This is a genomic window from Pedobacter lithocola (assembly GCF_042650845.1).
GTDB classification, from domain to species: domain Bacteria; phylum Bacteroidota; class Bacteroidia; order Sphingobacteriales; family Sphingobacteriaceae; genus Pedobacter; species Pedobacter lithocola.
Genome location: NZ_JBHSBW010000013.1, coordinates 344,486 through 368,232 on the forward strand (window position 1 = coordinate 344,486; position 23,747 = coordinate 368,232).

Sequence of the window (23,747 nt, forward strand, 5' to 3'; positions counted from 1 at the left end):
GTCTGTATAATTCTCATTTAAAAAGACAAATACTCATAGTGCCCTAACAGCTTTTAAAATTAATGCAACAACACTTACAAAACCCAATTTTTAAAACATTATCTGCCATTGCCGATAAGAATCAAACTGAAGCTTATGTAATCGGAGGGTTTGTCCGCGATTTATTTTTAAATCGCACATCGAAAGATATTGACATTGTAGTTGTTGGAAGTGGAATAGCATACGCAGAAGCTGTAGGAAGAAAATTAAATACAAAAGTTGCTGTATTTAAAAATTTCGGTACCGCTAACATTAAAGTTCAAGATTTAGAGGTAGAATTTGTTGGAGCGAGAAAAGAATCATATCGTTTAGAATCAAGAAAACCCATTGTAGAAGATGGTACATTAGAAGATGACCAACTTCGACGAGATTTTACCATAAATGCTTTAGCAATTAATTTGAACGCAAATCATTTCGGGCAACTTTTAGATCCATTTGATGGCATCAAAGATTTAGAACAGAAAATAATTCGAACACCGCTTAATCCTGAAATAACCTTTTCGGATGATCCACTTCGAATGATGCGGGCAATTAGATTTGCATCACAGCTAAATTTTACAATTGATGAGGAAGCAATTAATGCAATCAAAACCCAAAAGGAGCGGATTAATATTGTATCAAAAGAGCGGATTACCGACGAGATAAATAAAATTATTTTATCGAATAAACCTTCAATTGGGTTTAAACTTCTATTCGATACCGGCCTTTTACAAATAATCTTTCCTCAAATGGCACAGCTTTACGGGGTTGATGTAATTAAAGGGAAAGGCCACAAAGATAATTTTTACCATACACTTGAAGTTTTAGATAACATTTGTGCAGATACAGATGATTTATGGTTACGCTGGGCAGCAATTTTACACGACATAGCCAAACCTGCAACCAAACGTTTTGAAGAAGGACACGGATGGACTTTTCACGGTCACGAAGATAAAGGTGCACGAATGGTTCCAAAAATCTTTACCACATTAAAGCTGCCGCTTAACGAAAAAATGAAGTTTGTACAAAAACTGGTACAATTGCATTTAAGGCCAATAGTTTTGGCTCAGGATATCGTGACAGATTCTGCAGTACGTCGTTTGTTATTTGATGCTGGAGAAGAAATAGAAAGCTTAATGTTGCTTTGCAATGCCGATGTAACTACCAAAAACGAATATAAGAAAACAAAATATCGTAGTAATTTCGAATTGGTTAAGCAAAAACTAAAAGATGTTGAGGAACGCGACAAAATTAGAAATTGGCAACCTCCTATTACAGGCAATGATATTATGGAAACGTTTGCACTTGAAGCAGGAAAAGAAGTCGGCCAAATAAAAACTGCCATTCGTGAGGCAATTTTAGAAGGAGAGATAACAAACGATTACGAAGAAGCGTTTAATTTTATGCTAAATATGGCGAAACAAATGGGATTAAATCCTGTTAATAAATAATTTGCATCGAAAAACAACTTTTTGTCTCATTTTCTGTTTTGCGATAAACAAAATAACTTTATTTTTACAGCACCAATAAACAATAATGGCAATTTATAAATTTAAAATTACTTTCGAAGATTTTGACGATGTAGTGAGAGAGATCGACATTAAATCTAACCAGACTTTTGAAGATTTGCACAAGGCAATTCATAAATCAACAGGATATAATGCAGAAAAATCTTCATCATTTTATGTTAGCACCGATAATTGGTTAAAGGGCGATGAAATTGCATATTTACCCAGCGAACGTAAAAAAGATAGAGTGGTTTTAATGGAAAACTCTAAACTAAGTGGATTTATCGAAGACCCACATCAAAAATTTTATTACACGTACAATTTTGATCGCCCATTCGATTTTCATGTAGAACTTGTGAAGATTATTTTGGATGCAGACCCTAATATTCAATACCCTTTTTTAGCAAAAAGCTCTGGTGATGCTCCAAAAATTTTAACCCCTAATAGTCCATCAATTGTAGATCCAGGTATTACTGCTCCTAGCGAATTTGACTTTCTTAATGAATTAAACTTCGTTCCAGAAGATACAGATGAATTAGAGGCTATGGGCGAAATGGGCATTAACGAAGAAGAGCGTGATGAAGAAGATGATACCGAGGTTGCTGATGAATTTGGTGATGAATTTTCAGATAGCGAAGGTTTTGAAGAAGACACCCATAAAGACGATTACTAAATTTAAAATTTAGCTTAAAATTAGAACTGTCGGATTACCCCCGGCAGTTTTTTTATACCTAAACCTAATGCCAACAAGCCACAAATCTAAAACACTAATTGTTATCGTTGGCCCAACCGCAATCGGTAAAACCGCTTTGGCAATTGAAGTGGCTAAGTATTTCCGCACCGAAATTATCTCCGCAGATTCTCGTCAGTTTTTCAAAGAGATGGAAATTGGAACTGCAAAACCTAATTTAAATGAATTAGCAGCCGTAAAACATCATTTTATTAACTCTCACAGCGTAAAAAAACTTTTTAGTACAGGAGATTTTGAAATAGAGGCTTTAAAAGTTATAGAGCAAATCTTTCTTAATCACGATACCGCAATAATGGTTGGTGGTTCCGGACTCTACATTAATGCAGTGATTAATGGTTTAGATGAAATGCCTGAAATTAACCTTGAAATCAGAGCAAAACTAAATGAGCAATTTGAGGAAGAAGGTTTAGAAGCAATTCAGGCGCAGCTAAAAAGTTATGACCAAGAGTATTTTGATAAAGTAGATCAAAACAATCCACAGCGAATGATTAGAGGATTGGAAGTATTTCTTTCTACAGGGAAAAAACTATCATCGATGCTTTCTGCTACAAAAAAAGAAAGACCATTTAATATAATAAAAATTGGATTGAATACAGATAGAGCCCAACTTTACGATAGAATTAATAAAAGAGTAGATGAAATGATAACTCAAGGATTGCTGGAGGAGGTAAAATCATTAGTGCAATACCGAAAATACAACGCCCTAAATACAGTTGGGTACAGTGAGTTATTTGAATATCTTGATGGAAAAATTTCTTTTGATGATGCCGTTTCATCCATTAAACAGAATACCAGAAGATTTGCAAAACGGCAATTAACTTGGTTTAGGCGAGACGAGGAAATTACGTGGTTTGAACCTGATGAAGTTGAGAAGGTTATTGAATTAATAGGTTAAATGATATAAATGAAAAAGGCCTTGAAATAATCAAGGCCTTTTTCGTAAGCAAATAAATGTTAGTTAGGAAATTTCACTCCTCTATATTGCGTAATATCAACCGTAGGAATGTTCGAACCATATTTTCCATTAATGGCATCAATAAAAACATTTGCAATAACTGCGTTTCCACGTGGCGTTAAATGAACACCATCTAAAGAGAAAGCGCCTCCAGTAATAAAGGCTGAATTAATACCAACACCTTGAATAACGATTCCAGTTTTAACTTGGTTTAGGTAAGTATAAGTATCTGCAATGGCTAAACCTTTGCTATCTGCTAATGATTTTATCGTGCTATTGTAGCTCAAAACATAATCTTTAATCCTCGCAATTTCGTCTTTATCTAAAACCCAATTGTTTGCTATCGGATTTAAAGGGTGTAAACCATAAGGCATACCTGAAGCATTTGGAACACCAAATAAACCAGCAGATTGAAATGGTAAACGAATTAAATCTTCCGCAGTTGCAGTCCTTACCGCTCCTGTTCCTGTTTGGATATATATTGCAGCAGCGGCAGGATTAATTGCTTTTGCGGCATTTAATAATGCTGCCACGGTTACCGTATTAAAATAAGGAATTGAGGTTACATCTGGAATGGTAGCTACAACACCCTTTTGTCCACCTGCGGTTAATGTATTCACTAAATTCGAGTACAACAGCGCAAAAGTAGATTTATCAGTTAAAACATTTGTTGCATCTGTTGTTACACCGCCATTTGTTGCGTAGCCTAAAGCATCGTTATTACCCAACCAAAGAGAGAAAAATGTATGATTTCTACCTTGAATAAATTGAAAATAACTTACTGTACCAACCTGTGTATCTGTTAATAAACGCTCCAGGTAAGGGTTTGCAGCACCAAATGGAGCAGCAAATGCTAAATCAACACGCATACCAGGTATACCTAAATTCTGTACCTCTCCGGTGTATTTTGTTAATCTTCCTGATGCATCTCTAACTGCAAGATTATTGGTAACAGGTGTTAAAGTTGGCGTTCCATTTACAAGTGCTGATAATGTTAAATACCCAGAACCATTAGCTTGAGCCTCTGTAAAAAATGGAGAAGTAAAACTCCCACCTCCAACGGTTGTCATCTGTGCCGCAATAAGATTTGGATAAGCAACTTTCTGTCCTTCAAGGTATAAGCCACCATCAGCAAAACCTGACGTTAATGAATTACCAACCGCAATGTATTTGCTAAAGTTTGCTTGCCCTGCAGAAGTTCCGGCAACGGTATCAATTTCTGGTTTACAAGCTGCTGCAAAAAGAATTACAGCTGCTAAAAAACTATTTAATATATATTTTTTCATTGTTGATGCTCCTACCATTTATAAGTTAAAGAAATACCCGGTGCGTAAACTAAAGTTTTAAATGTACCATCTAAACCTGTTTCGATATTCTTTTGTTTACGCGATTTAACATCCTCGAAAAAGAAAGATGCATTAACTTCAAATTTAGATGTTACTGAATAACCTGCACCAGCACTCAAAATGTATCGATCTGCATCTGGCGCCTCTGGAGTAACATATCCATTTTGAACAGGTGTAAATGCATATCCAACACCCGCTCTTAATGCCAGTTTATCTGAAGCTTGATGATTAATACCCAATTTAAATGATGAGCCATCACGATAATTACGTGCTGATTTTGTATCTGCAAGTGCGCTAGTATTAGTTGCATAATCAAACGATAAATCTTGATAAATATGCCACTGAACCCAGCTCGCATCAAATGCTAATAATGTACTCTTTGATAATGGAATACCAATGCCTAAAGTTGTAGTTGCTGGTAAAGGCAATTCTGCATTAAATGTATTACCTGCCGGGAAAGAAGTTCTTAAAGAATTTGGAACATCAAACTCTGCCGAGCCACCTTCTAACTTTGTTATCACTTTTGATTTGTGAACAATTGCAAAAGTGATATCGCTTAGCGTTTTAATGTAAATACCTGCATTCCAACCGTAGCCTTTTCCGGTTCCATCCAAAGTAGCTTTTCCCGAACGTCCATCAGGATAATTAACCGGAAGTGCTCGCTGTAAATTAACATCACCATGATTGTAAACAAACCCTGCACCGATGCCGATTTGGTCAGTAATTTTAACACTCAAAGTTGGCTGAATATAAATTGCTTTTAAGTTTAATGATGTTAAAGCATACTTGCCAGACCAATTATCTCCCCAATCTACCAAGCCACCAAAGGGAGTATAAACACCTAAACCCAATTTCCATTTATTTGATTTTGGACCCCAAACTGCATAAAATTCAAAAGGTGGTGCAATTTTATTTTTTACTTCCTCATTTACGTTGGAACCTGTCCGCTGAAATACGGATTTAAATAATAATGGATTTACTCCGGCAGATATGGAATTCTTTTCTAGAAAACTAACGGCACCTGGATTGAAAAATACGGAAGCTTCATCTAAAGCTAATGCAGAACCTGCACCAGCCATACCAATTTGTTTCTGTCCCTGTAAATTAACTTGAAAACCCTGCCCTAAAACCCATAACGGGGCGGATAATATTACGCTTAATAAAATTTTTCTCATCTATATATGGTTATAAAGCAAATATATATTATGCTAACATAGCAATCAAATATTTGCAAGGAATTGTACAAATATATTTATGCCTGAGCAGTTGGCCCTCCGAAGCCCATCGGAAATGGAGGCTCATCTTGAGTTTTAATCCTTCCGTTAACAGCTTCAAATTTTTGTATATTATCTTCTAAAGCAGATAATAAGCGTTTAGCATGTTCAGGAGTTAAGATAATTCTAGATTTTACTTTAGCTTTTGGCAATCCTGGCATTACTCTGATAAAATCTAATACAAACTCCGTGTTGGAATGTGTTATGATGGCTAAGTTTGAAAAAATTCCTTCAGCAATTTCCTCTGATAGCTCTATGTTCAATTGATTTTCGTTTTGTTGTTCTTCCATAATGTATCAAAAATAAAAAATTCCGCTATGTATTAGCGGAATTAAATGTAATCTTCTGTAATAAGGCGCCTTATAGTTCTATTTAATCATAAATTAATAAAACTAACTATGGCTAAAAATTGAATAAGACCGAATAAATTGATTTTGAAAGTTCAGATTTTATTTGTAAGATATATTCCTTTGTATTAGCAGTATCCTCTTTAGTAGCCAAAATCTCTCTTTGGTTATCAAATTCTGTTCTAACTTCCTTCTTTACAACTGAAAACTAATCTCCACCTTTTAGTTCGCCAAGTTTCAATTTAAGAATCTGAAAGAGTTGTATTTCTGTAAAGCTCATTCGCACATATTATAAAATCTATTCCAAATAAAAAAGTCCTCCACTTTTGGTGGAGGACTTAATTTAAAATGTATTTAAAAATTACGCTTCAACTTCTTCTTGTTTAGAAGCTAATAATTTATCGTACTCTTCTTGAGAACCAACAATGATTCTTTCGTAACCACGTACACCTGTTCCCGAAGGAATTAAGTGACCAACAATTACGTTTTCTTTCAAGCCAAGCATGTTATCACGTTTACCTGCAATTGCTGCCTCATTTAATACCTTTGTAGTTTCCTGGAACGAAGCCGCAGAAATGAACGATTTAGTACCTAACGATGCTCTTGTAATACCTTGTAAGATAGAACTTGCTGTAGCTGGTCTTGCATCTCTAACCGTAATTTGTTTCAAATCTTTACGTTTCAATTGAGAATTCTCATCTCTTAATCTACGTAACGATACGATTTGACCTGGTTTGAAATCAGTTGAATCACCTGCATCTTCAACAACTTTCTTGTCGTACATTGCATCGTTCTCGTCGGCAAAATCCCAACGGTCAACTGCATTGTTTTCTAAGAAAATCGTATCACCTGGATCTTCGATGTGAACTTTCTGCATCATCTGGTGAACAATTACCTCAAAATGCTTATCATTAATTTTCACACCTTGCAAACGGTAAACTTCTTGAATACCATTTACTAAGTATTCTTGAACCGCTGCCGGACCTTTAATTGACAAGATATCTGCAGGAGAAATTGAACCATCTGATAAAGGCATACCTGCTTTCACAAAGTCATTATCCTGTACAAGGATGTGTTTAGACAATGGAACCAAGTATTTTTTAACTTCACCATCTTTAGATTCGATTGTAATCTCACGATTACCACGTTTAACACCACCTAAAGTTACAACACCATCAATCTCAGTTACTACAGCTGGGTTTGAAGGATTACGAGCCTCAAATAACTCCGTTACACGTGGTAAACCACCTGTAATATCTCGGGTTTTACCAGTTGCACGAGGAATTTTCGCAATAATCTGACCAGTTTGGATAGTTTCACCTTCATCAACTGAAACGTGGGCACCTACCGGAATGTTATAACCTTTAATAAATTCGCCTTTTTTATCAACGATTTGTACCGATGGGTTTTTAGTTTTATCACGTGTATCAATAATCACTTTTTCACGGTGACCAGTTTGCTCATCTGATTCTTCACGGAAAGTAACACCTTCTATAATTGCATCAAATTGTGCTTTACCGGCAAATTCTGAAAGAATAACCGCGTTATATGGATCCCATGAACAAATTTTATCACCTTTAGAAAGTTTATCACCTTCTTTAACGAATAAGAATGCACCGTAAGGAATGTTGTTGGTTACAATGATTCTTCCGCTTCCTGGCTCAACAATTTTGAATTCACCTGAACGACCTAATACTACTTGTACAACACCATCTTCTGTTTTTGTATCAACAGTACGGATATTTTCAAATTCGATAACACCATCAAATTTAGCTACAATGTTTGATTCTGCGGCAATGTTTGATGCAGTACCACCCACGTGGAATGTACGAAGTGTTAACTGTGTACCTGGCTCACCGATTGATTGAGCTGCAATTACACCAACTGCCTCTCCTCTTTGAACACGTTTTCCAGATGCTAAGTTACGACCATAACACAATGCACAAACACCTCTCTTATTCTCGCAAGTTAATACCGAACGAATTTCGATACCTTCTAAAGGAGACTCTTCGATTAATTTAGCAACATCTTCGTTAATGTCTTCACCAGCACTTACTAATAATGTATTATCTAAAGGATTGTAAACATCGTGTAATGAAGTACGACCCAAAATCCTGTCGTATAATGGCTCAACAATATCTTCCTGATCTTTCAATGCTGTCGTGTACATACCTCTTAAAGTACCACAATCAACAGAATTAACAATCATATCCTGAGCAACATCATGCAAACGACGAGTTAAATAACCCGCATCTGCTGTTTTTAACGCCGTATCTGCCAAACCTTTACGAGCACCGTGAGTAGAGATAAAGTACTCTAATACCGATAAGCCTTCTTTAAAGTTCGATAAAATCGGGTTTTCAATGATATCACCACCTGAACCTGATTTTTGAGGTTTCGCCATCAAACCACGCATTCCGCAAAGCTGACGAATCTGCTCTTTCGAACCACGTGCACCTGAATCAAGCATCATGTAAACTGAGTTAAATCCTTGGTTATCTGACGATAACTGAGTCATAACGAATGTAGTTAACCTATTGTTGATACGGGTCCAGATATCGATAATCTGGTTGTAACGCTCGTTGTTGGTAATGAAACCCATGTTATAGTTGTTTCTTACCTCTTCAACTTCAGCAGCTGCTTGTTCTAATAATGTATGTTTCTCTACAGGAATATTAACATCTTGTAAATTAAACGATAAACCTCCTTGGAAAGCCATACGGAATCCTAATTCTTTGATATCATCTAAGAACTGAGAAGAACGAGCCATACCAGTCATTTTAACTACTTCACCAATAATATCTCTTAAAGATTTCTTGGTTAATAATTCATTGATATAACCAACTTCTTCAGGAACCATTTGGTTGAATAAAACTCTACCAACAGTTGTTTCAGTTAATTTATTAACGATTGAACCATCAGCTTGCTTAACATTTACCCTTACTTTGATAAATGCATGTAAGTCTAATTCTTTCTCGTTATAGGCAATAATTACTTCTTCTGGAGAATAGAAATTTGAATCCTGACCTTTTACAACCCTAGTTTCATCTGTTCTACGGCCTTTAGTAATGTAATAAAGACCCAAAACCATATCCTGAGATGGTACTGTAATTGGCGTACCGTTTGCAGGGTTTAAGATGTTATGTGCTGCCAACATCAATACCTGGGCTTCCAAAATTGCTGCGTTACCAAGTGGTAAGTGCACAGCCATCTGGTCACCATCGAAATCGGCGTTGAATGCAGTACATACTAATGGGTGTAACTGGATTGCTTTTCCTTCAATTAATTTTGGTTGGAAAGCCTGAATACCTAGTCTGTGTAAGGTTGGTGCACGGTTTAATAATACCGGGTGACCTTTCAATACATTTTCTAAGATATCCCAAACCAATGGATCTTTTCTATCAACGATTTTCTTTGCAGATTTAACTGTTTTTACCACACCACGCTCAATCATCTTACGAATAATGAACGGTTTGTAAAGTTCAGCAGCCATATCTTTAGGAATACCACATTCGTGTAATTTAAGGCTTGGCCCTACAACAATTACCGAACGAGCTGAATAATCCACACGTTTACCTAATAAATTCTGACGGAAGCGACCTTGTTTACCTTTCAAGATATCTGAAAGTGATTTTAAAGCACGGTTACCTTCAGTTTTTACCGCGTTAACTTTACGTGAGTTATCGAATAACGAATCTACAGCTTCCTGCAACATACGTTTCTCGTTACGTAAAATTACCTCTGGTGCTTTAATCTCGATTAAACGTTTTAAACGGTTGTTACGGATAATTACACGACGGTATAAATCATTTAAATCTGACGTAGCAAAACGACCACCTTCTAATGGTACCAATGGACGTAATTCTGGTGGAATAACCGGAACGATTTTAACAATCATCCATTCAGGACGATTCTCAATACGCGTATTAGCACCACGGAAAGCTTCAACAACTTGTAAGCGTTTTAAAGCTTCATTTTTACGTTGTTGAGATGTTTCGTTAGCAGCTTGGTGACGTAAATCGTAAGATAAAGTATCTAAGTTAATACGTTTTAATAAATCTTCTAATGCTTCAGCACCCATTTTGGCGATGAATTTATTAGGATCTTTATCATCAAGATATTGATTTTCTTTAGGTAATTTATCTAAAATATCTAAATATTCTTCTTCTGTTAAGAAGTCCATATAATTGATACCTTCTTCAGCCATTAAACCTGCCTGAATTACTGCATAACGCTCGTAATAGATAATTAAATCTAATTTTTTAGTAGGTAAACCTAATAAATAACCGATTTTGTTAGGTAAAGAACGGAAATACCAGATATGTGCAACAGGAACCACTAAAGCGATATGACCCATACGCTCTCTACGTACTTTCTTTTCTGTTACCTCAACACCACAACGATCGCAAACTATACCCTTATAACGGATACGTTTGTATTTACCGCAATGACATTCGTAATCTTTTACCGGACCAAAAATACGCTCGCAAAACAAACCATCACGTTCAGGTTTGTAAGTACGATAGTTAATGGTTTCCGGTTTCAACACCTCACCGCTCGAACGTTCTAGAATTATTTCTGGAGACGATAAGCTAATCGTGATTGATGTGAAATTGCTTTTTAATTTATTATCCTTTTTGTAAGACATATCTCTTGTATAAGGTTAAAGGTGTAGGGTTTAAAGTGTAGGGTGTAGGGTTTAAAAACCTTGTACCCTATACCTTAAACCTTCTACCCTATTTAATCTAACGTAATATCTAAACCTAAACCACGTAACTCATGTACCAACACATTGAATGATTCTGGTACACCTGGCGTTGGTAGGTTTTCACCTTTAACAATGGCTTCGTAAGTTTTGGCTCTTCCAATAACATCATCCGATTTAACGGTTAATATCTCTTGAAGAATATTAGCAGCACCGAATGCCTCTAATGCCCAAACCTCCATCTCACCAAAACGCTGACCACCGAATTGAGCTTTACCACCCAATGGTTGTTGTGTAATTAATGAGTATGGTCCGATTGAACGGGCGTGCATCTTATCATCAACCATGTGACCTAATTTTAACATGTAGATAATACCTACAGTTGTGGTCTGATCGAAACGCTCACCTGTTAAACCATTGTATAAGTAAGTTTTTCCTGAAGCAGGAACTCCCGCTTTAGCAATCCACTCTTCTACCTCAGTATGTGTAGCACCATCAAAAATTGGCGTTGCAAATTTAACACCTAACTCTTGACCGGCCCACGCCAAAATAGTTTCATAAATCTGACCAAGGTTCATACGTGAAGGCACACCTAATGGGTTCAACACGATATCAACCGGAGTACCATCAGCTAAGAAAGGCATATCTTCATCACGTACAATACGTGCAACAATACCTTTATTACCGTGGCGACCCGCCATTTTATCACCTACTTTTAATTTACGTTTTTTAGCAACATAAACTTTTGCCATTTGTACAATACCCGATGGAAGCTCATCACCTACACTTATCGCAAATTTATCGCGTTTGTAAGCTCCTAGTTCTTCGTTAACACGGATACCGTAGTTATGAAGCAATAATTTAATCATCTCATTTTTATCCTCATCAGTAGTCCATTTATTAGGGCTGATGTGAGTAAACTCAAGATCTGCTAAAATTTTCTGAGTAAATTTAGCGCCTTTAGCAACCAATAATTCTTTATAAATGTTAAATACACCTTGAGATGTTTTGCCATTTACAATAGTGAATAATTTATCAACTAATTCTGCTTTTAATTTCTCAGTGATATTGGTATATCCTTTGTCTAATTTCTCAATTGCCGATTTCTCTTCAGCTTTTGTAGTTTTCTTAGCACGGCTGAATAATTTAGTATCAATTACCACACCTTGGATTGAAGGAGGAGTTTTTAAAGACGCATCTTTAACATCACCCGCTTTATCACCAAAAATTGCACGTAGTAATTTCTCTTCAGGTGATGGATCCGATTCTCCTTTTGGAGTAATCTTACCAATTAAAATATCACCTTCTTTTACATCAGCGCCAACACGTATAATACCATTTTCATCAAGGTCTTTAGTAGCCTCTTCAGAAACGTTAGGGATATCTGGTGTTAATTCCTCTTCTCCACGTTTAGTATCACGTACTTCTAACTCAAACTCTTCAATATGTAATGAAGTGAAAACGTCATCACGAACAATACGTTCGTTAATTACAATCGCATCCTCAAAGTTAAAACCTTGCCAAGGCATGAAAGCCACTTTCAGGTTTCTACCTAATGCCAATTCACCATTTTGAGTTGCATAACCTTCGCAAAGCACTTGTCCTTTTGTAACTTTCTGACCTTTTTTAACAATTGGTTTTAAGTTAATACAAGTATTCTGGTTGGTTTTTTTGAACTTAATTAAACGGTAAGTTTTGCTATCACCTTCAAATGAAACCAAACGATCATCTTCGTTACGGTCATATTTAATGGTGATTTCATTAGCATCAACATATTCTACAACACCGTTACCTTCTGCATTGATCAAAGTTCTTGAGTCACGAGCAACACGACCTTCTAAACCTGTACCTACAATTGGCGCTTCAGGACGTAACAATGGTACAGCCTGACGTTGCATGTTCGATCCCATCAAAGCCCTGTTCGCATCATCATGTTCTAAGAACGGAATCAACGAAGCTGCAATTGAAGTAATCTGGTTTGGCGCAACGTCCATTAAGTCTAATTTCTCAGGCTCAATAATCGGGAAGTCACCCTCGTAACGTGCTTTAACACGTGGCGTGGTAAATACACCTTTATCATCATATTCTGCATTAGCCTGAGCAATGGTTTTACCATCTTCATCTTCTGCAGATAAATAAATAACATCCGAATCTACAACTACTTTACCATCTTCAACACGTTTGTATGGTGTTTCAATGAAACCTAAATTATTGATTTTTGCATGCACACAAAGTGATGAAATTAAACCAATGTTTGGTCCTTCTGGAGTTTCAATGGTACATAAACGACCATAGTGGGTATAATGCACATCACGAACCTCGAAACCGGCACGTTCACGTGATAAACCACCTGGACCTAAAGCCGATAAACGGCGTTTATGTGTAATCTCTGCTAATGGATTTGTTTGATCCATAAACTGAGACAATTGGTTTGTACCAAAGAAAGAGTTAATAACTGATGATAACGTACGGGCGTTAATCAAATCAGTTGGTGTAAATACCTCGTTATCGCGAATGTTCATACGCTCACGGATTGTTCTGGCCATACGAGCTAAACCAACACCGAATTGTGCGTACAATTGCTCACCTACCGTACGTACACGACGGTTTGATAAGTGATCAATATCATCAACTTCTTCTTTTGAGTTAATCAATTTGATCAAGTATTTAACAATGGCGATAATATCCGCTTTTGTTAAAACTTTTACCTCATCAGGGGTATTCATTTTTAATTTACGGTTAATGCGGTAACGACCAACATCACCTAAATCGTAACGTTTATCCGAAAAGAATAAACGATCAATGATACCACGAGCAGTTTCCTCATCAGGTGGTTCTGCGTTACGCAAAGCACGATAGATGTTTTCTACAGCTTCTTTTTCCGAGTTTGAGGTATCTTTTTGTAATGTATTATATATAATGGTATAATCTGCCTGACTTGCGCCATCCTCTTTTGATAAGATGATGCTTTTAACGCCAGCTTCGATTACCATATCAATGTGTTCGTCTTCTAAAACGGTTTCTCTTTCAAGAATCACTTCATTACGGTCGATAGAAACTACTTCACCTGTATCTTCATCTACAAAATCTTCAACCCATTTCTTCAATACTCTCGCTGCCAGTTTACGACCGATGTATTTCTTTAAACCTGATTTACTAACTTTTACTTCGTCAGCAAGATCAAAAAGTTCTAAGATATCTTTATCAGAATCGTAACCGATAGCACGTAATAAAGTGGTAACCGGGAATTTTTTCTTACGATCGATGTAAGCGTACATTACGTTATTAACGTCTGTAGCAAACTCGATCCATGAACCTTTGAAAGGAATAACACGTGCAGAATACAATTTGGTTCCGTTAGTGTGACGGCTTTGGCCGAAGAACACGCCCGGAGAACGGTGTAATTGCGAAACGATAACACGTTCTGCGCCGTTGATAACAAATGTACCTTTTGGTGTCATATACGGGATAGTACCTAAGTACACATCCTGAATAATGGTTTCAAAATCTTCATGTTCAACATCGTTACAAGAAAGCTTAAGCTTTGCTTTTAATGGAACATTGTAGGTTAATCCACGCTCAATACACTCGTGTATATCGTAACGTGGCGGATCAACAAAATAATCAAGAAACTCTAAAACAAAGATATTTCTTGAATCTGTTATTGGAAAGTTTTCAGCAAACACTTTAAACAAACCTTCGCTAGAGCGATCGTCTGATGTGGTATCTATCTGGAAAAATTCTCTGAATGATTGCAATTGCACATCCAGAAAATCCGGATAGTCTATAATGTGCTTACTAGTTGCAAAATTTACTCTTTGTTCGACTGTCTTTGCCAATGGACTAAAAGATTTTAGTTTAAGAATAAACTATTTGTTTGGTTCGGGTTTGAAACGTTCTCATTAACCAAGCAAAATGAGATGTTTATAAACAGGTAAAGACACCAACATTTTCAGTCGGTGTCTAATACATTTTTAGCTTAGCTAAATTAAGTAATTACTTAACTTCAACTACTGCTCCAGCTTCTTCTAATTGTTTTTTAAGAGCTTCTGCTTCGTCTTTAGTAACACCAGTTTTTAATTCTTTTGGTGCTCCGTCAACTAAGTCTTTTGCTTCTTTCAAACCAAGACCTGTTAAGTCTTTTACAAGTTTAACAACTGCTAATTTAGCGCCACCAGCTTCTTTAAGAATTACATCGAAAGATGTTTTTTCTGCAGCAGCAGCAGGTGCATCACCACCAGCAGCAGGACCAGCAACTACAGCAGCAGCTGCAGGCTCGATACCATACTCGTCTTTTAAGATTTGAGCTAATTCGTTAACTTCTTTAACGGTTAAGTTTACTAATTGCTCAGCAAACGATTTTAAATCTGCCATTTTATTAAGATTTTAAAAATTTACGTAAAAATAATTTTGTTTAATTGCGAACTTAAGGTGTTCGTTAACCTTCTCTTTCTTGTAGAGTTTTAACAATTCCTGCAATTTTGCCTCCGCTTGATTTAAGCGCAGAAACAACATTTTTAGCTGGTGATTGTAATAATCCAATGATATCGCCAATAAGCTCTTCTCTCGATTTTAAGCTTACTAAATTATTCAATTGGTCATCGCCAACATAAACTGATGAATCTATATATGCCGCTTTAAGCAATGGTTTATCAGATGTTCTTCTCAAAGTTTTAATCAGCTTAGCCGGAGCGTTTGCTGTTTTTGAGAATAATAATGATGATGAACCTTTAAGGGCTTCGTATATCTCTGATGCATCGCCATCTAAACCTTCAATCGCTTTGCGAATTAAAGAATTTTTAGCAACTTTCATAATGATATCACCTTCAAAACATTTGCGTCGGATATTATTAACCTGCTCAACAGAAAGGCTAGAGGTATCAGCAATATAAAAATTGCCATACTCTTGCATTTGTCCTTGTAGTTCTGCAACTACTTCGTTTTTTTCTTCTCTGTTCATGATTAAATCCCCGCTACTGATTTGGTTTCAATTGCAATTCCAGGACTCATTGTAGAAGACACGTGAATGCTTTTAAAATAAGTTCCTTTTGCAGCAGATGGTTTCAATTTAGAAATTACAGAGATAATCTCCATTGCATTTTCATAAATTTTATCTGCCGGGAATGATACTTTCCCTATTGAAGCGTGTATAATACCGCTTTTGTCTACTTTAAAATCAATTTTACCTGCTTTTACCTCAGTTACAGCTTTACCAACATCGTTAGTTACTGTACCTGATTTTGGGTTAGGCATTAAGTTCCTTGGACCTAAAACACGGCCTAATTTACCTACCTTAGCCATACAAGCTGGTGTAGTGATAATAATGTCTACATCGGTCCAACCACCTTCAATTTTAGCCACATATTCGTCTAAACCTACGAAGTCTGCGCCGGCTGCTTTTGCTTCTTCTTCCTTATCAGGAGTTACTAAAGCTAAAACACGTACAGTTTTACCTGTTCCGTGTGGTAAAGTAGCAATACCACGTACCATTTGATTGGCTTTACGCGGATCTACACCTAAAGAAACATCAATATCAACTGATGCATCGAATTTAGTAGTAGTGATTTCTTTTACCAAAGCAGCAGCAGCTTGTAAAGTATAAGCTTTACCAGCTTCTATTTTAGCATGTGCCTTTTTTTGATTTTTAGTTAATTTCGCCACTGTTGTAAACTGTTTTTAATTAATTATTCCAGGGTGCGTCACCAGAAACGGTGATTCCCATACTGCGTGCTGTACCGGCAACCATACTCATTGCAGATTCGATTGTAAATGCATTTAAATCAGGCATTTTATCTTCAGCAATAACTTTAATCTGGTCCCAGGTCACCGATCCAACTTTCTTACGGTTTGGCTCAGCAGAACCACTCTGTAATTTAGTAGCATCTTTTAACTGGATGGCTACTGGAGGGGTTTTGATGATGAAATCGAATGACTTATCAGCATAAACAGTAATTACAACTGGCAATACTTTACCTGCTTTATCTTGGGTACGAGCGTTGTACTGTTTGCAAAACTCCATGATGTTAACACCTTTAGCACCTAATGCAGGTCCTACTGGTGGCGATGGATTTGCAGCTCCGCCTTTGATCTGTAATTTGATCATTGCACTGACTTCTTTTGCCATTTTGTGTTTTTTGTTTATTTAAAACTCAATGTTAAATATTGGAAGCATGTAACATTTAATTCCCTAGACGGTTCTATACAAAACCAAAAGGACTGCAAAGATATGGATAATATTGCAGATGCACAATAGATTAGTCAAAATTTATTCTTTAACTAAAATTTTCACTCACCATTCATTTTAAAATAATTTTTAAACAATTTTTAAATTTCAATAATTGCTATTCTACCTTTTCTACCAGGACAACCTTCTTTACTTTCAAAGTACCATGGGTTGTCAAAATGTAAATACTCGATGTTATTTTTTGTAATCAAACCTAAACTTATCCCTCCACCATCAGTAGCATAATTACGTGGTTTCCCTTTCTTAATTTCAGCAATGGTACATCCCGCCCCACCATCACTATCATCATCTTTTATTTTCCAAGGGCCTAATTTCAATAACGAATTCCAAAAAATTCTAGCATCCTTTCGGGAGATGTATTTAGTGTCAAAAAAAACATTAATGCCAATTTTGTAACTGTCAATATAGGCCCTATAATTATGCAACTTTTGTAAAGTATCTGTAAATGCTTTTGGCACAAGATTAAATCTATTTCTAATGTATTTTGAGCCATAAGTATATATCGAAATTGTATCTCCTTTTTTACTTACTATTAAATAGTTTCGGGCTTCAAGGAAGCTGGGGCAAAAATTATATAAAATGGTACTGTCTGCATTCTTTTGTAAAAACTGATGCATAGTATTAGGAACTTTATCTTTTTGGGCAAAACAAGAGAAAATCCAAAATTGAGCAAGAAAAAAAACTAAAAATCGCTTCATATTAATTACAAATTTTATTTCCTTTTGTATATCCAGCACTGCTTGGATCGTTAGTAGAAAGTTTATAAGCTCCAGAAATTGAAGCAATCTCTCCTGCTGTAATTTCAATTAACATCTTCTACAAACTAGATACTTCTGGCTTACATAATACAATACCGCTATTTTTAAAACTTGCTAACATTTGGAAATGAAGCTTCCCATTCTTGTAATAATATTCCTTTATTGCTAATAAATTGGTCATTTAGATTTAGGGGTATTATGGGTATGATAAAAACGCTAATTTTTGTATGCCTTATACATGTCTTTTCAATAATGACAGATTTTCCTATTTGTCAAAAGTCCATTAGTATCTTTCAGTTCTACATTTTTAGTTTTTAGAAAAATAAAAAGAATTCATCTAATGAAACAGTTACAGGAAAAATAAAGGTTTTTTTTATGAAAGCATTGTGCGTGTATGTATCTTTAAAGTCAATACCGATTTTCAATTTCGACACATCATAATTTGTTCAAATGACAACTGCATTGTTGATAAAATCGAAAAAGTTGCAAATATTAGTTTTGTCATCATTTTGTCAATTACAAAAAGTTCCTACTTTATTATAGCTGACTTTACTGTTATATTCATTAATATTTCACCAATCAATATTTATTTTCATCAGTAAATAAATCGAGAAAAGAAGTACGTTAAACCATCCGACGATAATACCTAAGGTTCAGAACTCAAAAAATTAAAAAATAAACGTTTTCAATCAACATCTGTTACAACCATAAGCTTATAGGCTTGCATAATATAACTCGCTTATTTTTGAATTTATTTACATCCGGAAAAAGCCCCCCTATTCACGCAATAAAGATTGTTGATTGCTAATGTATTGATCATTTAAATTTAAACCCATAACAGGTATAATAATCACACAGTTTTTATAACGACTAAAAATGCTTTTTCTTCATGCACTGATTTCCTAATTCTATATAAATTAATAGCATCTTTTAATTCTACATCTTCAGTTTTAGAAAAATAAATAGAATCTACTTTACCAAGTTTATTTACCGATACACTTACAGAAAAATAAATGCCTTTTTTATAAAAGTGTTATTCATATATGCATCTTTGAAACCAATACCGAGTTTCAGATTCTGCTTTGATAAATCGACGATTTGCGCATAACAAAATTGGGTTATTAATAACAATAACAACCCAATCATTAATAACGACCCAATCATTAATGTTTTTTTCCATAATTTTTAAATTTTAAACCAATTATACAATTAGTTACAATAGCTACCTAGTTTATCGTATCTATCCTTATCACTATATTTCATTAATGTTTCGCCTACCAATGTTTTATTGGCATTGCTTAAAAGATCAAAAAATATTTGTTTTAAACCACATAAGCAGAACTAAGTAATAAAGTATATTGATTAATCGTAATCTAATATATATGATCTATTAATTGGTTTACATAATACGATTCGCCTGTTTTTAAACTTTTGTATATCAGGAAATAGTGCGCTCCATTCCCTTAATAATTCATTTTGAAAACTGATAAATTGATCATTCAAATTAATAATCATTACGGGAGCTATAACCACACAATTTTTATACCTTTTAAAAAAAATAGTATTTGACATGATAGTGGCTTTTATTTTTTCAAGGTTTATTGCCTTTCCCAAGTCTATATTCTCGGTTTTGGAAAAATAGATAGAATCAATAATGCCCAATTTATTCACGGCAATGTTGATAGAATATATAAAGGCTTTTCTTGGTATTAAATTATTCAGATACTCGTCTGTAACACTTATTGGCAATCCCAATTTCGATATATCAAGCATTTGTGCGTAGGAAAAGTGCACTAACGATAGACACATTACGATTATAAATAATAATTTTTTCATAATTTTAGTTATTACAATAGGTTCCTAGTTTATCATATCTATCCTTGTCACTATATTTCATTAATGTTTCCCCTATCATAGTTTTATTGGCATCACTAAGTAAATCGAAAAAAGAAGTTTGTTTTAAACCACCCCATGATAATGCCCAAGCATCTGTATCTGATAAATTAGGAAATACACTTTTAAGAGAAGCCATTATCTTATCAACAAAATTTTGTGCCATGTATTCGTGTTGAGATGGCACTAATACCTTGCCTTGCGGATCTTGAGGAAAGAGTTTTCTCAACTCCGCATGCACCATCTCGTGATAAACTGTGGCCACTGCATATTGTTCTGATCGTATGCCTGCTATATCGCTATTAAAGGTTATGGTTGAGGTCATGATTCCATTAGCATCAGGTTCTGTTCTTGCTCTTGCGTCAAGACTATAGTTATTAAGCGAACCATCTGCAAATACTACATTATAATTTTTGTTACTACCGAAAGCGTCATAGAACAGTGTTTTGATTTCATTAACCGCATTTTTAGATAATGCTTGATTAAGCGCATTTTTTATGCAAGCATTTTTAACTTCATTACGAATTATATTAATTACTGATGCAGGAGGCAATGGTTGTAAGTCGCAAGGGGTTGTTCCAGCGGCAACAGCTAACCTCTCCCCTCTTAAACCGCGAAATTCAATAGTAGGTGGAGTTCCAGGGCATGGGTTATAGTTAGGGTCTGGTGTTGGAGTTGTAGTACCTCCGCCACCACCACTTCCTTCACCAGTACAAATAGTCATTGTGCTGGAAATATTTGCATAACCCGCAGCCCCTTCTCCAGTAAGTGTACAATTAGCATCTCCTGGCCAGTGGTTACCAGAACCGCACTTATAAGCTTCAGAGTAAATAAAAGTGTACTCAGTACAACCTGGGGCAGCTAAGCTCGATTTGTCTAGTGGAGTTAATGACCCTGATTTTTGATTTTTCAATAAGCTACTAAGTTGTTGTGTAGCAGGAATAGGTACATAGCCATTACCCAAATCAATTGGTGTCACCACAACTTCGCCATCAAATTTAGTTTGTTTACCTGCTTTCCAATTGTTTATCCACTTAATGGTAGGAGTATACGAGGTTACAAATGCAGAGGTTCCTTGAGGCGACTCAACGATTGTTAAGTTCTGAAACATAACGGACATGGGACTATTGAGTTTTACGGGAAAATATAGCTTTTCGTATTTCCATCCGTTATCATTTTGATACTATCTGTTATTAAAGCAAAACCTTTGTAGGTTTCAGCCAATGCAATACTCATTATTCTTTTAGGAGCATTGGAAAAACCAAACTGTTTTTGAAGTATTCCTAATGCTGATTGATTGATTTTTGATTTAAATCCATTAAAACTTACAGTAGTTATCTGGAAACCTTTTTTTTTGAAAGCTGCATTTTCTTTAAGTATTTCAGAATTTATCAACTCGCCAGAATGGATTTCCTTTTTACATGAGTAAATTGTTACTGTAAACAATAAAACTAAAGCAAGTAAATGTTGCTTTACGAGGTTGTTATTTTTCTCCATATGTTAATTTAGATTTATGATTAGTATCATTTGAGAGGTGAGGTAAACGAATATACTAATAAATTTTAAACTACAAATTAATCATACATAAATACATTTAAAGAGTAAATGGATGCAACAAAAAAAGCTTTCCCTTTTTAGGAAAGCTTTTTATATTATATGAAAATCTGAAATCTACAATCGTAAATCTATCTACTCTTTCTCTACTTGCATATAGTTAAGTTCTAATGGCGTTTTACGGCCGAAAATCTTAACCATAACTTTTAATTTTTTCTTCTCTTCGTTAACTTCTTCAATAACTCCGGTAAACCCATTAAAAGGTCCATCCATAACTTTGATGTTTTCGCCAACGTAGAAAGGCACATTCATCATCTCACCTTGCTCACTCATTTCATCAACCTTACCTAGAATACGGTTAACTTCTGCCTGGCGCATTGGGATTGGATTACCAGCTTTATCGCCTAAAAATCCGATAACACTATTTATTCCTTTTATGATGTGCTCTAATTCACCATCTAAAGTTGCTTCGATTAATACATATCCAGGATAAAAATTACGTTCTTTTGCAATTTTCTTTCCATCTTTCATTTGGTAATACTTCTCCATAGGTATTAAAACCTGAGGAACCAAATGTGAAAAACCTAAACGACTAATTTCAGCATCAATGTACTGTTTTACCTTTTTTTCTTTACCGCTTACAGCTCTTACTACATACCACTTTAAAAGATCGCTCATTAGTATATTAGTTAGAAAGTGATTTGTAAAAAGTATCTAAAACGAAAACTGAACCTTTATCCATTGCAAATATAATTAGTGCAATAATTAAAGAGGCTACTAAAACAAGAACTGCAGAATTCTGAAGTTCTCCCCAGGTAGGCCATGTTACCTTCTGAGTCATTTCATCGTACGATTCTTTTATAAATTGAACTACTTTAGCCATATCAAAATTATTGAATGAGAGAATGAGAAAATGAGTGAATAATATATATGAAGTTAACCCTTCAAATTCAATCATTCATTCATTAAAAAATCAAACATTATTTAAGCACGGGAACAAGGATTCGAACCCTGATCAAAGGTTTTGGAGACCTCTATTCTACCGTTGAACTATTCCCGTGTAGAAGTTAAAAGCATAAGGCTAATGGGTTAAACCTGTTGCTTTATGCTTATAACTTTATTCAGGAAAACTTTCAGCTTTTTGCCTTAAGCTTTCCCTATTTTTATTTTACAATTTCAGTTACCTGACCAGCACCTACAGTTCTACCACCCTCACGGATTGCGAAACGTAAACCTTTTTCCATTGCGATTGCGTTGATCAATTTCACAGAAATTGTAACGTTATCACCTGGCATTACCATTTCAGTACCTTCTGCTAATGAAATTTCACCAGTAACATCTGTTGTACGGAAATAGAATTGTGGACGGTATTTGTTGAAGAATGGAGTGTGACGACCACCTTCTGCTTTTGATAATACATAGATTTCAGCTTTGAAATCAGTGTGTGGAGTTACTGAACCTGGTTTACAGATTACCATACCACGACGGATATCAGTTTTCTCAATACCACGTAATAATAAACCAACGTTATCACCAGCTTCACCGTAATCTAAAATTTTACGGAACATCTCAACACCAGTAACTGTAGATTTTAAGTTCTCAGCACCCATACCTAAGATTTCAACTGGATCACCAGAGTTGATTACACCACGCTCAATACGACCAGTTGCAACAGTACCACGACCAGTGATCGAGAATACATCTTCAACAGGCATTAAGAATGGAAGTTCAGTTAAACGTGGAGGAATTGGAATGTAGCTATCTACAGCATCCATTAATTCCATAATTTTTCCAACCCATTTAGCATCACCGTTCAAACCACCTAAAGCAGAACCTTGAATAACAGGAATATCATCACCAGGGAAATCGTAGAACGATAATAATTCACGAACTTCCATTTCTACTAATTCTAATAATTCAGGATCATCAACCATATCCACTTTGTTCATGAATACAACTAATGAAGGTACACCAACCTGACGAGCCAATAAGATGTGCTCACGAGTTTGTGGCATTGGACCATCAGTAGCAGCAACAACGATAATAGCACCATCCATTTGAGCCGCACCTGTAACCATGTTTTTAACATAATCCGCGTGACCTGGACAATCTACGTGTGCGTAGTGACGGTTTGCAGTTGAATACTCAACGTGCGCAGTATTAATAGTAATACCTCTTTCTTTTTCCTCAGGAGCTGAGTCAATTGAATCGAATGAACGTGCCTCAGATAAACCTGCATCAGCTAAAACTTTTGTAATAGCTGCTGTTAAAGTTGTTTTACCGTGATCGACGTGACCGATGGTACCGATGTTTAAGTGCGGTTTACTACGGTCAAATTTTTCTTTTGCCATTTTATTTATAACTAATTAGTAGGTTAACTTTTTATTATTTTTA

At 35.5% G+C, this 23,747-nt stretch carries 19 protein-coding genes and 1 tRNA gene; 3 read left to right on the top strand and 17 right to left on the bottom strand.

Annotation, left to right across the window (positions count from 1 at the left end; all coding sequences use genetic code 11):
- The first annotated feature begins 62 nt into the window (after window positions 1-62).
- From ACFOWA_RS15505 to miaA, 3 genes are all read left to right on the top strand, one after another.
- On the top strand, window positions 63-1,469 hold the full coding sequence (locus ACFOWA_RS15505) for a CCA tRNA nucleotidyltransferase (protein ID WP_378986719.1): 1,407 nt from the start codon (window positions 63-65) through the stop codon (window positions 1,467-1,469).
- A gap of 85 nt (window positions 1,470-1,554) precedes the next feature.
- Entirely contained in the window at window positions 1,555-2,199 is a 645-nt protein-coding gene (locus tag ACFOWA_RS15510; RefSeq protein ID WP_378986721.1) for an IS1096 element passenger TnpR family protein, read from the top strand.
- Window positions 2,200-2,266: 67 nt separating this feature from the next.
- A complete protein-coding gene (gene miaA / locus ACFOWA_RS15515) occupies window positions 2,267-3,172 on the top strand; it encodes a tRNA (adenosine(37)-N6)-dimethylallyltransferase MiaA (protein ID WP_378986723.1) in 906 nt (301 codons plus the stop codon).
- Between the two features lie 59 nt (window positions 3,173-3,231).
- Here the strand turns inward: miaA and ACFOWA_RS15520 are convergent, their stop codons facing one another.
- The 17 genes from ACFOWA_RS15520 to tuf form a co-directional block, all read right to left on the bottom strand.
- A complete protein-coding gene (locus tag ACFOWA_RS15520) occupies window positions 3,232-4,518 on the bottom strand; it encodes a G-D-S-L family lipolytic protein (protein ID WP_378986725.1) in 1,287 nt (428 codons plus the stop codon).
- A gap of 11 nt (window positions 4,519-4,529) precedes the next feature.
- A complete protein-coding gene (locus ACFOWA_RS15525) occupies window positions 4,530-5,753 on the bottom strand; it encodes an OmpP1/FadL family transporter (RefSeq protein ID WP_378986727.1) in 1,224 nt (407 codons plus the stop codon).
- A 77-nt stretch (window positions 5,754-5,830) separates the two neighbouring features.
- Window positions 5,831-6,142 carry a DUF3467 domain-containing protein gene (locus tag ACFOWA_RS15530; protein ID WP_378986729.1) on the bottom strand — a complete coding sequence of 104 codons (312 nt, stop codon included), beginning with the start codon at window positions 6,140-6,142 and terminating at the stop codon, window positions 5,831-5,833.
- Window positions 6,143-6,560: 418 nt separating this feature from the next.
- Entirely contained in the window at window positions 6,561-10,847 is a 4,287-nt protein-coding gene (gene rpoC / locus ACFOWA_RS15535) for a DNA-directed RNA polymerase subunit beta' (protein ID WP_378986731.1), read from the bottom strand.
- A gap of 92 nt (window positions 10,848-10,939) precedes the next feature.
- A complete protein-coding gene (gene rpoB / locus ACFOWA_RS15540; protein WP_378986733.1) occupies window positions 10,940-14,743 on the bottom strand; it encodes a DNA-directed RNA polymerase subunit beta in 3,804 nt (1,267 codons plus the stop codon).
- A gap of 157 nt (window positions 14,744-14,900) precedes the next feature.
- Window positions 14,901-15,278 (bottom strand): 50S ribosomal protein L7/L12, encoded by a 378-nt coding sequence (gene rplL / locus ACFOWA_RS15545; protein WP_123205451.1) that lies wholly within the window; start codon window positions 15,276-15,278, stop codon window positions 14,901-14,903.
- Between the two features lie 64 nt (window positions 15,279-15,342).
- Window positions 15,343-15,864, bottom strand: a complete 522-nt coding sequence (gene rplJ / locus ACFOWA_RS15550) for a 50S ribosomal protein L10 (protein ID WP_123205452.1) — start codon at window positions 15,862-15,864, stop codon at window positions 15,343-15,345.
- Window positions 15,865-15,866: 2 nt separating this feature from the next.
- Window positions 15,867-16,565, bottom strand: a complete 699-nt coding sequence (rplA, locus tag ACFOWA_RS15555; protein WP_123205453.1) for a 50S ribosomal protein L1 — start codon at window positions 16,563-16,565, stop codon at window positions 15,867-15,869.
- Between the two features lie 19 nt (window positions 16,566-16,584).
- Window positions 16,585-17,028 carry a 50S ribosomal protein L11 gene (rplK, locus tag ACFOWA_RS15560; protein WP_010601094.1) on the bottom strand — a complete coding sequence of 148 codons (444 nt, stop codon included), beginning with the start codon at window positions 17,026-17,028 and terminating at the stop codon, window positions 16,585-16,587.
- A 200-nt stretch (window positions 17,029-17,228) separates the two neighbouring features.
- Window positions 17,229-17,846 carry a hypothetical protein gene (locus ACFOWA_RS15565; protein ID WP_378986736.1) on the bottom strand — a complete coding sequence of 206 codons (618 nt, stop codon included), beginning with the start codon at window positions 17,844-17,846 and terminating at the stop codon, window positions 17,229-17,231.
- 1,422 nt (window positions 17,847-19,268) lie between these two features.
- Complete coding sequence (locus tag ACFOWA_RS15570; protein ID WP_378986737.1) at window positions 19,269-19,742, bottom strand: hypothetical protein; 474 nt, start codon at window positions 19,740-19,742, stop codon at window positions 19,269-19,271.
- A 4-nt stretch (window positions 19,743-19,746) separates the two neighbouring features.
- Window positions 19,747-20,910, bottom strand: coding sequence for a hypothetical protein (locus ACFOWA_RS15575; RefSeq protein WP_378986739.1), 1,164 nt, complete (start codon window positions 20,908-20,910; stop codon window positions 19,747-19,749).
- Window positions 20,911-20,933: 23 nt separating this feature from the next.
- On the bottom strand, window positions 20,934-21,296 hold the full coding sequence (locus tag ACFOWA_RS15580; protein ID WP_378986741.1) for a hypothetical protein: 363 nt from the start codon (window positions 21,294-21,296) through the stop codon (window positions 20,934-20,936).
- A 192-nt stretch (window positions 21,297-21,488) separates the two neighbouring features.
- Window positions 21,489-22,031, bottom strand: a complete 543-nt coding sequence (gene nusG, locus ACFOWA_RS15585) for a transcription termination/antitermination protein NusG (protein WP_056092813.1) — start codon at window positions 22,029-22,031, stop codon at window positions 21,489-21,491.
- Between the two features lie 7 nt (window positions 22,032-22,038).
- Window positions 22,039-22,236 carry a preprotein translocase subunit SecE gene (gene secE, locus ACFOWA_RS15590; RefSeq protein WP_056092816.1) on the bottom strand — a complete coding sequence of 66 codons (198 nt, stop codon included), beginning with the start codon at window positions 22,234-22,236 and terminating at the stop codon, window positions 22,039-22,041.
- 106 nt (window positions 22,237-22,342) lie between these two features.
- A tRNA-Trp gene (locus ACFOWA_RS15595) sits at window positions 22,343-22,413 on the bottom strand.
- 103 nt (window positions 22,414-22,516) lie between these two features.
- Window positions 22,517-23,704 (bottom strand): elongation factor Tu, encoded by a 1,188-nt coding sequence (gene tuf, locus ACFOWA_RS15600; protein WP_123205454.1) that lies wholly within the window; start codon window positions 23,702-23,704, stop codon window positions 22,517-22,519.
- Window positions 23,705-23,747 lie beyond the last annotated feature (43 nt).